The organism is Pseudomonas sp. Pseusp97 (assembly GCF_047304025.1).
GTDB lineage: Bacteria > Pseudomonadota > Gammaproteobacteria > Pseudomonadales > Pseudomonadaceae > Pseudomonas.
This window is the reverse complement of sequence record NZ_JBGLYK010000190.1, coordinates 1-11,600: the sequence shown is the minus strand read 5'-3', so window position 1 is coordinate 11,600 and position 11,600 is coordinate 1. Positions and strand designations below refer to the sequence as shown.

Genomic DNA, 11,600 nt, shown 5'->3' with positions numbered 1-11,600 from the left:
TGGGGGGGGGGGGGCGGTGGTGTGTCTTTTTTTTCTTTTGTGTTGGGGTCGTCGGCCGCGCCCACCCCCCCCGGGGGGGGGGGCGCCCCCCCCCCCCCCCCCCCGCTCCTACAGATATGGGAAAACCCGGCGTGGGAGCGGAGTGCGCTCAATCGTCCCGCTGCAACTTGCGGATCAGCGTGCCCACATCGATACCCAGGTGGATTGCCGCCTTGCGCTTGCTGCCGCACAGGCTCACCGCGCGCAGGATCACCTGGCGTTCGTAGCGCTGCACCTGGGCCTTGAGCGGCTGATCGTCGATGGCCGCGGCCGGCTCGGCGACGACCGTGGCGACGGGGCTGCCGGCCGGCGGTGCGCCGAGCAGTTCCGGCGGCAGGTGCAGTTCTTCTGCCACGTCGTCGGCGAGCACGGCGAGGCGCTCGAAGATGTTCACCAGCTCGCGGATATTGCCGGGGTAGTCGTAGCCCAGCAGGCGTTCGCGGCAGCCCGAGGCGAGGCGTAGCGGCGGCTGGCGGTCGCGGTTGATGCGCGCCAGGAGGATGTCCATCAGCACCGGCAGGTCGTCGCGATGGGCGCGCAGCGGCGGGATTTCCACCGGCAGCACGGCCAGTCGGTAGTAGAGGTCGGCGCGGAACTCGCCGGCCGCCACCTGGGCGCGCAGATCCTTGTTGGTGGCGGCGATCACCTGCACCTGGACCTGCTTGGACAGCGGCGAACCCACCGGCTGGATGGTGCCGTCCTCGAGGAACTTGAGCAGCTTGGCCTGCACCTGCAGCGGGATTTCGCCGATCTCGTCGAGGAACAGCGTGCCGCCCGAGGCGCTCTCGATATAGCCGCGCTTACCCGACTGCAACGCGCCGGTGAAGGCGCCGCGCTCGTAGCCGAACATTTCCGACTCGAACAGGGTTTCCGGGATGCTCGCGCAGTTCACGTCGATGAAGGGCCGGTCGCCCCAGCCGGCGGCGCGGTGGATGTGCCGGGCGATGGCGGTCTTGCCTACGCCGGGCTCGCCAAGCAGCAGCAGACGCGCGCGGCGGCGAAAGGCACGCACGCCCATGTCGGCGATGGAGGAGAGCAGCGGCGACATGTGCAGCGCATTGTCCTGCGGGTCGCCCAGACCCTGCAGGTCGGTGGTCGAGGCGCGCCCGGACGGGCTGCGCAGGCTGCCCGCCGTGCCCGGCTCGTACTCGCGCTGGATCAGCAGGCTGTAGGGCTTCTCATAGGCCGTGGTCGGCACCGCCTGGGCGCGGGTGAGGAACACCCGGCCATCGCGCGAACGGGTCAGCGCGCTCTTGCCGCCTCGGCGCAGGGCCTGCTGGAAGTCGTCGAACTGCAGCGCCGAACGCTGGAAGAAGTCCACGTCGCTCAGGCCCAGCACGTCTACGCGGGTAACGCGGTTGACCCGTTCCGCCGCGAGATTGATGAAGCGCACCCGCGAGTCGCCGTCGCAGACGATCAGCGCCTCGCTGAAACTGTCCAGCAGGGCATGCAGCGCCGGGGTTTCCAGCAGCGCGCTGAGCATCTCCGCCGACGCGCTGACCGACGAGCGCATGCCCATGCGCAGCGGCGCGAAGAAGCCTTCTTCGCTCATGCTTCTTTGCTCATGGATGGAGCTCCGTCGCTTTGTTCGCCAAGCGCAGCACGAAGACGCGCCAGGCCACGCTCTCGCGGATGAGGATGCGCGAGCAGTGGCTGTTGAAGGACTGGTAGTTGCCGAACTGGTCGGGCAGGTCGAGCACCTGCCAGGTGCGTTCGGGCAGCGGCATGCGGTTGAGCGTCGAGGCCAGCCCGGCCGCGCGAGTAATCCCGAAGGTCTGCTCGAAGGCGGCGTTGCGCCATTGCGGCTGGGCCTGTTCGTCGATCACCAGCACGGCGTCGGGCACCGCGTCGAACACCCGGCGCAGCGCCTCGATGCGCTGCTCTGCGTCGTGCTGCATGCGCAGCTCCTGGCTGACGTCGCGCAGGCTACCCCACATACGCAGCAGGCGACCGTTGTGGATGCTGGCGCGCACGTCGTTCTCCACATAGGCCGGCGAGCCGTCGTGGCGGCGGTCCACCGACAGCGCGCCGTCGACATGGAATTCCGCCTCGATCAGGCGCCGCACGAACTCCTCGTTGGCTGGGCTGCGCGGCCAGTACAGGCGCACCGGCTGTTCGCTGAAATCGACGTCGGCGGGCATCTCGTAGATGTTGGCCATGGCGCGGTTGCACATGCGCCAGTAGGAGCGGTTCTCGAACACCTGGCGGACGATCTCGTCGGGCGTTTCGCGCACGTCCACCGACTCGGCGAACTCGATGCACCAGTAGGCCACCCGCGCGCTGAAGAGCATCTGGCTCATAACCTCGTTGGCGCTCTGCAGCTCGCCCAGGCGCCGGCTGATCGGCCCCAGCGGCATCTTCACCAGGTGCAGGCGCGCCGGCTCGCCGTCGCGCCATTGCAGCACGCCGCTGGCAAGCACCGGCAGCAGGCCGCCGTTATGGCGGATCAGGGTCAGCTCCAGGTCCTGCACGCGCTCGTCCGCCGGCGGGCTGGCGAACAACTGCATCAGCGAGTTCAGCGAGTCGGCGGTGTAGATCAGCTCGGCGCCCTGGCCGTCCAGCGAACCGGGCGGGTAACCGAGCTGGTCGGTCTGCTCGGCGGAGACTTCGATGAAGCGTCCCTGGGACGTCAGGCTGTCGGACAGCAGCAGGCCCCTGTCCAGCAGCAGTTTCAGTGGGTCCATTTCTCCCTCCAACGCAAATCTCCCATTGCAAATTCCCAACACGGCGGCGCGGCGTTTGCGGCGCGCGTGAAGAGCGCAGGCATGTTGCATGCCAGCCTGAAAATCCCGCACTTGGTGGGGTAGTGCGCAAGGGTGTATGCAAAAACGCAGCACTGGGGGCAATCGTGCAGCGCAGCTCGCAGAGTATCTGCTGCGCGACTGCAGCAGTGCGCCGGGCGATGGAAGGCGCGGCGATTTCCTATCCAGATACTGGCCAGTTGATAGCTTTTGAGTTCGCTTGAGGCGCCCGCGCTGCTAGGATGCGCGCGCGTTTCGCTCCCTGAACCCAGAGCCCGATCCCTACAAGAGGCCGCCATGCGCAAGCACCGTCGTTTGACCTTCCGCCACATCGGCCAGATCAACGTGACCAACCGCCTGAGCGGCGACCCCATGGGGGTGGTCCTGGACGTCTCGATGGGCGGCCTGCGGCTGGTAACGCAGGAGCCGCTGGCGCCGGGCAGTTGCTATGACATGCGCCTGGAGATTCCGGTGCGCGAGGACCACACCCGCTCGGTGGACATCAGCGCGATCTGCCAGTGGTCGAAGAAAGACGCCAAGAATGCGCGCTTCGAACAGGGCTTCAAGCTGGACCGGCCGAGCGCGGCGTTCACCGAGCTGGTGACGTCGATGTCGGTGAGTTTCAACCGCAGTTTGTTGGGGCGGGCGCGGCTGTCCTGAGGGGATGGGCTTGGGTGCAGTCTGATGCACCCTCTCCCTAGCCCTCTCCCTGAAGGGAGAGGGGACTGTCCCGAGCGAGGCGGAAGTTCAGCGCTCGCCGGCTGACTCCGCGACGACAACAGAGCGCCGAACGGCTCCCTCTCCCTTCAGGGAGAGGGCGGGGGAGAGGGCATGCCCAGCGCCGGACTCTCCCAAAAAACGCCTTACCCCAACGTCCCCAGAATCTGCACCCCCACCCGCTCCGGAATCTCGTTCTGCGACAGCACATGCAGCCCCGGGCTGAACACCCGCGCGTAACGTGCCAGCAGCGGCCGCAGTTGCGGCATCACGGTGAGGATCGGCGGGTGGCCTTCCTTGCGCAGCTTTTCCTTCACCACCGGCATGCTGTGCTGCAGCTGGTTGAGCAGGCTGGGTTCCACCGGGATGTTGTCCAGGCTCACCGGCCCGGCCTGCTGGGCGATGCTCAGGGCGCCGAGCAGGGTGTTCTCCAGGGCATTCTCCAGCACGAACACGCTCAGCTCCGGGCGGTCGCCGGCAATCGACGAGACGATGCTGCGGCGCAGCGCGTAGCGCACGTCGGAGGCCAGCAGCACCGGGTCCTTGGTGGTCTCGCTGCCTTCGAGCAGGGCGCTGGCGATGGTGACGATGTCCTTGAGCGGCACTTCCTCCTGCAGCAACTGGCGGAACACCCGGTGTTGCTGCGAGTAGGTCAGCTGCGCCTTCAGCGATTCGGCCAGCTTGGGTGCCTGCAGGGTCAGGCGCTGCATAAGGTGCTCGACGTCGTCGTGCTTGAAGATGTCCGGCAGGTGCTCGCGCACCACCTTGTTCAGGTGCGTGGCGACCACGCTGGCGCAGTCGATCACCTGGTAGCCCAGGTTCAGCGCGCGGGACTTGTCCGCCGGCAGGATCCACACCACCTGCATGCGGTAGGCCGGGTCGACGCCGAGGATGCCGTCGATTTCGCCATAGAGTTCCGGCGAGGGAATGGCCATCAGCCGGTCGGCATGGATTTCCGCGCCGTCGATGCGCTCGCCGTTGATGTGGATGGCGTACTGCGAGGCCTTCAGGCGCAGGCTGTCGCGAATCTGCACTTCCGGCAGGAGGAAGCCGAGGTTTTCCGAGAGCGTCTGGCGCACACCGCGAATCCGTTGCGGCAGCGGCGCGCCGCTGGCCTCGTTGACCAGGCTGACCAGCTTGTAGCCCAGCGAGATGGACAGGCGCTCCACCAGCGGGATGTCTTCCCAGCCCAGTTGCTGCGCGCGCTCCTGGTCCATGGCCTGCGTCAGCGCCTGAGTCTGCTCCAGCGTCTGCGCCTCGATGGGCGGGCCGGCCAGCGACAGGCGCCAGGCGATGAAGGCCACCAGCGCGGCGAAGGCGAAGAAGGCGATGTGCGGCATGCCCGGCACCAGGCCGAGCACCACGAGGATGCCGGCGACGGTGTAGAGCAGTGACGGCGAGGCCAGCATCTGCTTGCGCACCAGGCTGGTGATTTCCGCCGACTCGTTGACCCGCGTGACGATGATCGCTGCCGCGGTGGACAGCAGCAGCGCCGGGATCTGCGCCACCAGGCCGTCGCCGATGGTCAGCAGGGCATAGCGCTGGAAGGCGGCGCCGGCGGGCAGGTCGTAGACGAACACGCCGATGGCCAGGCCGCCGAACAGGTTGATCAGCAGGATCAGGATGCCGGCGATGGCGTCGCCGCGGACGAACTTCGAGGCGCCGTCCATCGCGCCGTAGAAGTCGGCTTCCTTGGCCACTTCCGAGCGGCGGCGCTTGGCTTCGTTCTGGTCGATCAGGCCGGCGTTGAGGTCGGCGTCAATGGCCATCTGCTTGCCGGGCAGGGCGTCGAGGGTGAAGCGCGCGGTCACCTCGGAGATGCGCTCGCCGCCCTTGGTGATGACCATGAAGTTGATGATCATCAGGATCACGAAGACGATCAGGCCGACGATGAAGTTGCCGCCGATCACCACGTGGCCGAAGGCTTCGATCACCTTGCCCGCCGCGCCCGTGCCGGTGTGGCCGTCGAGCAGCACCACGCGGGTGGAGGCGACGTTCAGGGTCAGGCGCAGCAGCGTGGTGACCAGGATCACCGTGGGCAGCAGGGAGAAGTCCAGCGGACTCTTCGACGACACGCTGACCAGCAGCACCAGGATCGCCACCACGATGTTGAAGGTGAACAGGGCGTCCAGCACCAGCGGCGGCAGCGGCAGGATGATCATCGAGAGGATCGACAGGATGATCAGCGGGATGCCGATGCGGCCGCTCTGGAAGGTCGGCAATAGTGACTGCAGTAGGCGCATGGTCAGACTCTGTTCAGCAGTTCTTCGGGAATGGGGATGTTCCTGATCAGCTCCGGCCGCTCACGGCGCCCGGAGCGCCAGGCCTTGAGCTGGAGGATGTAGGTCAGGACGTGGGCCACGGCCTTGTACAGCTGCGCGGGTATCTGCTGGTTCACCTGGGTGGTGGCGTAGATGGCGCGGGCCAGCGGCGGCAGCTCGAGCACTTCCAGGTCTTGGGTCCTGGCCAGCTTGCGGATGTACAGCGCGGTCTCGTCCAGGCCCTTGGCGACCACGTAGGGCGCCTGGGCCTTCTTCGGGTCGTAGCGCAGCGCGACGGCAAAATGCACCGGGTTCACTATCACCACGTCGGCGGTCTTGATGCTCTTGCTGATCTGCCGGTGCACCAGCTGGCGCTGCAACTGGCGGATGCGCGCCTTCACTTCCGGGCGGCCTTCCTGGTTCTTGTGCTCTTCCTTGCGCTCCTGCTTGGTCATGCGCAGCTTCTTCTTGAAGAAGAAGTACTGGATCGGGATGTCGATGACCGAGAACAGGATGAACACCACCAGCAGCGACAGGGTGATGTCGTAGAAGGTGCCGAAGGCGGCGGCGATGGCGCTGTGCACGTTGCTGCGTTGCAGCGCCAGCAGGCCGGGCAGGGCGCCGTGCAACTGGTAGAGGGCGACGAGGATCAGCACGGCGATCTTCAGCAGCGACTTGGCCAGCTCGGTCCAGTTCTGCATCGAGAAGATGCGTCCCAGCCCGGTAATGGGGTTGAGCTTGGAGAGCTTGGGCATGAAGTTCTTGCTGGAGAAGATCCAGCCGCCGGGGATCATCGAGAACAGCACCACCAGCAGCGGCGTAACCAGCAGCGGCAGCAGCGTGGTGATGAACAGCACCAGGTGGTGGCCGAGCACCAGCGGCAGGTCGTCCAGGCCGATCTCGCTGTGCCTGAGGTCGATGAAGGACAGGGCGAAGCCTTGCCTGATGCCGTCGTAGAAGTGCTCCACGCAGAACTTCAGCGCAATGAGCGTGGCCAGCAGCGAGAGGGTGGTGGAGAGGTCCTTGGAGCGGCTGACCTGGCCATCCTCGCGGCTCTTCCTGAGCTTCTGCTGGGAGGCCTCTTCGGTCTTCTCCTGGGCGCTGTGCTGGTCAGCCATGGCGCCCCTCGCGGAAGATCACGCCGATGGCGTCGAGCAGCTGGCGGGTGAGTTTCAGGTAGTTCTCGGGAATGTCCGGCAGGGTCAGCCAGATGCACACCAGGCCCGCCAGCACCGCCATGGGAAAGCCCAGGGAAAACAGGTTGAGCGCCGGCGAGATACGGTTGAGCAGGCCGAAGCAGAACTGCACCAGGGTCATGCAGAACACCACCGGCAGGGTGATCAGCACGGCGGCGGAGAACACCCAGGCGAGGCTGCCGGCCACCGATTCCAGCCCCAGGTAATGCAGGCCGCTGCCCACCGGCCAGTAGACGAAGCTCTGGTAGAGGATGCTCACCACCAGCAGGTGGCCGTCGATGGAGAGGAACAGGAACACCAGCAGGATGAAGTACAGCTGGTAGAGGATCGAGGACGACGACACACCGTTCATGGGGTCGTTGTACACCGCCATGCTCAGGCCCAGCTGGGTGGAAATCACGTCGCCCACCAGGGTGAAGACGGTGAACACCAGCATCAGCGCAAGACCCAGCATCAGGCCGAAGATCACCTGCTCCAGCGCCACCAGCAACCCCTGCGCGGACAGCGGATCGATGGCCGGTGGACGCGGCAGCGCGGCGCCCAGGGCGACGGTCAACGCCAGTCCGAGGAGGATGCGCAGGCGCGCCGGGATGGCCTTGTGGCTGAAGATCGGCGCCAGGGCGAACACCGCCATGATCCGGCAGAAGGGCCACCACCAGGCCTGCAGCGTTTGCAGGTAGTCGAAGGCCTGCAGGATGGATGCGCCTTGCTGCATGGCATCAGCCGACCAGTCGGCCTGCCTGGTGGAACGACTCGATGAACAGCTCCGAGAGCGTGCGCAGGATCCAGTGACCGGCGAACACCAGCATCCCCAGGGTGATCAGCAGGCGCGGCAGGAAGCTGAGCATCTGTTCGTTGATCTGCGTGGCCGCCTGGAAAATGCTCACCAGCAGGCCACCGATCAGGCTCGGCAGGATCAGCACGCAGACGATCAGCGCAGTGATGTGCACAGCGTTGGAAACGATATCGACGGCGCTTTCCGGAGTGAGCATCGCAGGGCCCCTAGAACGGCTGCACGCTGCTGGTCAGCGTGCCCATCATCAGGGCCCAGCCGTCCACCAGCACGAAGATCATCAGCTTGAACGGCAGCGAGATCATCATCGGCGAGAGCATCATCATGCCCATCGCCATCAGCACGCTGGCCACCACCAGGTCGATCACCAGGAACGGGATGAAGATCATGAAGCCCAGCTGGAACGCGGTCTTCAGCTCGCTGAGCACGAACGAGGGCAGCAGCAGGGAGAAGTCCAGGTCGTTGAGGTTCTCCGGCACCGTCTCGCCGGCCAGGCTGACCATGGTTTCCAGCGAGGTGCGGTTGGTCTGCGCGAGCATGAAGCGGCTCAGGGTCTGCTTGGCGCGGCCCAGTCCGTCCTCCAGGCTGATCTGGTCGGCCTCGAAGGGCTGGTAGGCGTTGCTGTAGACGTCCTGCCAGACGGGGCGCATGACCAGCAGGGTCATCACCAGGGCGATGCCCACCAGCACGTTGTTCGGCGGGCTCTGCTGCAGGCCGATGGCCTGGCGCAGGATCGCCAGCACGATGACGAAGCGGGTGAAGCAGGTCATCAGCATGAGCATCGCCGGGAGGAAGCCCAGCAGGGTCATGACGATGAGGATCTGCAGCTTGACGCTGAAGGCCTGGCCGTCCGCCGTGTCGTGCAGGTTGAACAGCGTGACCTCGCCGCCGGCCGCCTGCGCGCAGAGCGGGCAGAGCGCGGCGATGAGCAGGCCAGGCGTGGCCAGGTAGCGGGACAGCATCACGCAGTCAGGGCGTCGAGGCTGGCGCCGCACAGTTCGAGCACGCGCAGGCCGTAGTTGCCGTTCATCACGACCACCTCGGCCTTGGCGAACAGCGCACCGTTGACCTTCACGTCCAGCGGCTCGCCGGCGAGCTTGTCGAGGACGATCACGCTGTTCGCGTCGACGTCCATCAGCTCCTTCAGCGAGATTTCCACCGAGGCGACTTCCAGGGTGACGTTCACCGGGATCTTGCCGAAGAAGGCCAGGTCCTGCTGCGGCAGCGGCGCGCGCACGGGTTCGGCGGGGATGTCGGTGACGTCCTGGCTGAGGCCCAGGTCGCCGTCGTTGATCAGCGACTCGAATTCGGAGTCGGAGAGAGAACCGGTCATGGGGTTTTCACGCTTTCCAGGGAGGAGAGGAAGAGGGTGCCGTCGTCTTCGAAGATGGCGCCGCGGAACAGCTTCTGCTGGTTGACCCGCACTTCGACGCGCTCCAGCGGGCGGATCGTCAGCACATCGCCGGGCTCCAGGGCCAGCACCTGCGACAGCGGCAGGCGCGCGGCGGCGACCACGCAGTCCAGGCGCAGCGGCAGGTGCTTGATGTGCTCCACCGGGTTGCCGGTCAGGCGCGGCGGCGGCGGGCCGGCGAGGCGGCGGGTCAACTCATCCGCCAGCGGGTTGTCCAGATAGAGGTAGAGCGAGGAGCGTTCGCCGGTCAGGTGGCTGACGTAGCTGAACTCGGCGATGTACTCCCACTGCACTTCTTCATAGGTGGGGTCGATCTGCTGCAGGCGGCCGACCGACTCGCCCATCAGCAGGGCGCGGCCGAACAGGTCCACCACGTCGAGGCCGAGGCGGTCGAGCATGCGCTGCTCGGAGCTGCTGATCGGCGGCGTGTCGCGATTGGCGACCACCGTGCCGCCGTAATAGCACTCGATGACTTCGGTGAGCAGGGCGCGGTCCATGGCGAAACCGAACTTGCCCAGGGGCGAATCGAACAGGCATTCCAGTTCACGGGGAAGTTCCTCGTGAATCGTCAGGTCATGCAGTTCGAGATTGATTCGATAATGCCGCAGGAAGTAGTCGCTGATGATCCGCGGGTATTTACCGGAGATCTCTTTGATGTGCTGCGGAATCTTGTGATAATGCCGGCCGAGTTTCTGCGGTTTCAGTCGGATCAGACTGTCGGCGGGCACGCCATGGTGGACTTTTGATTTACCAGTCATGCTCAGCGTCGTACTTCCAGGTTCGATCTGCCATCTGCCCAAGGACACGGGAAGTGTCATGACCGCCGGGGTCGGCTGATCGTTGCTCGCGGCATGCTCTGTCTGTCAGGAAGCCCGTGACTGCTGCGTCGCAGGCTGCTGAAGTGGCGCAATGATAGCGTTCTGAGGTCGCCCGATTAAATCAATAGATATCAAATGCTGTTTTTGACGGAACTTTTTGTCTATTGATTTAAATTAATCGGCGGGAAGCTATGGCGAAGTGCTGGCACTTGTTAGTGTGGGTGAGTTAGTTACAGGTTGCAGCGACTTCAATGATGACGAAGTTGTTGCAATGCCACCCGTGAGAAACCCCTTCCATAAAGAAGTTGCGCAACCGCCGATGAAAAGTTTCGGCCGGTGCTGGCGTACGACGCGGGGGGGATTTCGAACGCACTAGCGAATGGAAAGTTGCGGTGAACAGTTTAAGCCAGTCGATCGACCAATTATGTGAAACGCTGCTCGAAGAGCGGCCGGCGCAGAAAAAAGTTGCGATCATCGGGCCGTCTTCGGACGCCGCTCACGCCCTCCTTTTGCAGACGCTGCTGGCCGAAGGCTGCCGTGTCGAGCGCTTCTCCGGCTTCGCCGAGCTGGCCCGCGCGCGCAGCGATGCTGCTCTGCTGTTCATCCTCGCCGGCGCCTTCCCCGCCCCTGACCTTTATGCACAGGTCGGCGCGCTGCTCAGCGATGGCCGCGAGCGCGACGTGGTGCCCATCGTCGGCTATGAAGAGCAGGACAAGGCCGCCACCCTGCTCGACCTCGGCTGCGTCGATTACCTGCTCTCGCCCTTCGGCGCCGGCCAGCTGGCCGCGCTGCTGCGCCGCCAGGAAGCCTCCAGCGCCGCCCAGGAACTCTTCGTCTCGCGCTCCCAGGCAGGCCGCCGCCTGCTGGCCATGGCGCAACGCGTGGCGCAGACCCGCGCGCCGATCCTGATCACCGGCGAGACCGGCACCGGCAAGGAACTGCTGGCCCGCTACATCCATGGCATTGCCAGCCCGGACGCGCCCTTCATCGCGGTGAACTGCGCGGCGATCCCCGAGGCGATGCTCGAATCCATCCTCTTCGGCCACGAACGCGGCGCCTTCACCGGCGCGGTGACGGCCCAACCGGGCAAGTTCGAACTGGCCAACGGCGGCACCCTGCTGCTGGACGAGATCGGCGAGCTGCCGCTGGCCCTGCAGGCCAAGCTGCTGCGCGTGCTGCAGGAGCAGCGCGTGGAGCGCCTGGGCGGGCGCCGCGAGATCGAGCTGGACGTGCGCATCATCGCCGCCACCAACCGCGACCTGCAGGCCGAAGTCAGCGAGGGGCGCTTCCGCGCCGACCTGATGTTCCGCCTCGACGTGCTGCCGTTGCACATCTCGCCGCTGCGCGAGCGCAAGGAAGATGTGCTGCCGCTGGCGCGCCGCTTCATCCGCCAGTACGCACCGCAGGACGCCGAGCACGACCTGCTCACCGAGGCTGCCAGCCGCGCATTGCTGCAACACGACTGGCCGGGCAACGTGCGCGAGCTGGAGAACACCCTGCAACGCGCCCTGGTGCTGCGCAACGGCCTGTTCATCCAGCCCCGCGACCTCGGCCTGGCCGCGCCGGAAGCGCCGCTGGCCACCGCGGCCATGGCGGCGCTGGACTTGTGCTGTTCGGCGTCCAC

At 65.8% G+C, this 11,600-nt stretch carries 11 protein-coding genes; 2 read left to right on the top strand and 9 right to left on the bottom strand.

Going from position 1 to position 11,600, the window contains the following annotated elements:
• Positions 1-148: 148 nt before the first annotated feature.
• Positions 149-1,591 (bottom strand): sigma-54 interaction domain-containing protein, encoded by a 1,443-nt coding sequence (locus ACCC94_RS23280; RefSeq protein ID WP_413351959.1) that lies wholly within the window; start codon positions 1,589-1,591, stop codon positions 149-151.
• Between the two features lie 10 nt (positions 1,592-1,601).
• Positions 1,602-2,723 carry a PAS domain-containing protein gene (locus tag ACCC94_RS23275; RefSeq protein ID WP_413351957.1) on the bottom strand — a complete coding sequence of 374 codons (1,122 nt, stop codon included), beginning with the start codon at positions 2,721-2,723 and terminating at the stop codon, positions 1,602-1,604.
• A gap of 354 nt (positions 2,724-3,077) precedes the next feature.
• Between ACCC94_RS23275 and ACCC94_RS23270 the strand changes: the two genes are divergently transcribed.
• Positions 3,078-3,440: a PilZ domain-containing protein gene (locus ACCC94_RS23270; RefSeq protein ID WP_413351956.1), complete on the top strand. Its 363-nt coding sequence runs from the start codon at positions 3,078-3,080 to the stop codon at positions 3,438-3,440.
• A gap of 203 nt (positions 3,441-3,643) precedes the next feature.
• Here the strand turns inward: ACCC94_RS23270 and ACCC94_RS23265 are convergent, their stop codons facing one another.
• Genes ACCC94_RS23265 through ACCC94_RS23235 form a run of 7 tightly spaced genes read right to left on the bottom strand, consistent with a single transcriptional unit; the run spans position 3,644 to position 9,916 of the window.
• Entirely contained in the window at positions 3,644-5,740 is a 2,097-nt protein-coding gene (locus ACCC94_RS23265) for a flagellar biosynthesis protein FlhA (RefSeq protein ID WP_413351955.1), read from the bottom strand.
• 2 nt (positions 5,741-5,742) lie between these two features.
• Entirely contained in the window at positions 5,743-6,876 is a 1,134-nt protein-coding gene (flhB, locus tag ACCC94_RS23260; protein ID WP_413351954.1) for a flagellar biosynthesis protein FlhB, read from the bottom strand.
• A complete protein-coding gene (gene fliR / locus ACCC94_RS23255) occupies positions 6,869-7,669 on the bottom strand; it encodes a flagellar biosynthetic protein FliR (RefSeq protein WP_413351953.1) in 801 nt (266 codons plus the stop codon). Before fliR ends, flhB begins: the two co-directional genes overlap by 8 nt.
• A 4-nt stretch (positions 7,670-7,673) precedes the next feature.
• On the bottom strand, positions 7,674-7,946 hold the full coding sequence (locus ACCC94_RS23250; protein WP_017521278.1) for a flagellar biosynthetic protein FliQ: 273 nt from the start codon (positions 7,944-7,946) through the stop codon (positions 7,674-7,676).
• Between the two features lie 10 nt (positions 7,947-7,956).
• Complete coding sequence (fliP, locus tag ACCC94_RS23245; protein ID WP_413351951.1) at positions 7,957-8,709, bottom strand: flagellar type III secretion system pore protein FliP; 753 nt, start codon at positions 8,707-8,709, stop codon at positions 7,957-7,959.
• Positions 8,709-9,080: a FliM/FliN family flagellar motor switch protein gene (locus ACCC94_RS23240; protein WP_413351950.1), complete on the bottom strand. Its 372-nt coding sequence runs from the start codon at positions 9,078-9,080 to the stop codon at positions 8,709-8,711. Before ACCC94_RS23240 ends, fliP begins: the two co-directional genes overlap by 1 nt.
• Complete coding sequence (locus tag ACCC94_RS23235; RefSeq protein WP_413351949.1) at positions 9,077-9,916, bottom strand: FliM/FliN family flagellar motor switch protein; 840 nt, start codon at positions 9,914-9,916, stop codon at positions 9,077-9,079. The genes ACCC94_RS23240 and ACCC94_RS23235 overlap by 4 nt, the downstream gene beginning before the upstream one ends.
• A gap of 452 nt (positions 9,917-10,368) precedes the next feature.
• Between ACCC94_RS23235 and ACCC94_RS23230 the strand changes: the two genes are divergently transcribed.
• The coding region (locus ACCC94_RS23230) for a sigma 54-interacting transcriptional regulator (RefSeq protein ID WP_413351948.1) at positions 10,369-11,600 on the top strand (1,232 nt) is incomplete at its 3' end.

Coding starts and splice junctions, on each gene's coding strand:
- ACCC94_RS23280 (WP_413351959.1), bottom strand. CDS start 1,591: ATGAGCGAAGAAGGCTTCTTCGCGCCGCTGCGCATGGGCATGCGCTCG.
- ACCC94_RS23275 (WP_413351957.1), bottom strand. CDS start 2,723: ATGGACCCACTGAAACTGCTGCTGGACAGGGGCCTGCTGCTGTCCGAC.
- ACCC94_RS23270 (WP_413351956.1), top strand. CDS start 3,078: ATGCGCAAGCACCGTCGTTTGACCTTCCGCCACATCGGCCAGATCAAC.
- ACCC94_RS23265 (WP_413351955.1), bottom strand. CDS start 5,740: ATGCGCCTACTGCAGTCACTATTGCCGACCTTCCAGAGCGGCCGCATC.
- flhB (WP_413351954.1), bottom strand. CDS start 6,876: ATGGCTGACCAGCACAGCGCCCAGGAGAAGACCGAAGAGGCCTCCCAG.
- fliR (WP_413351953.1), bottom strand. CDS start 7,669: ATGCAGCAAGGCGCATCCATCCTGCAGGCCTTCGACTACCTGCAAACG.
- ACCC94_RS23250 (WP_017521278.1), bottom strand. CDS start 7,946: ATGCTCACTCCGGAAAGCGCCGTCGATATCGTTTCCAACGCTGTGCAC.
- fliP (WP_413351951.1), bottom strand. CDS start 8,709: ATGCTGTCCCGCTACCTGGCCACGCCTGGCCTGCTCATCGCCGCGCTC.
- ACCC94_RS23240 (WP_413351950.1), bottom strand. CDS start 9,080: ATGACCGGTTCTCTCTCCGACTCCGAATTCGAGTCGCTGATCAACGAC.
- ACCC94_RS23235 (WP_413351949.1), bottom strand. CDS start 9,916: ATGACTGGTAAATCAAAAGTCCACCATGGCGTGCCCGCCGACAGTCTG.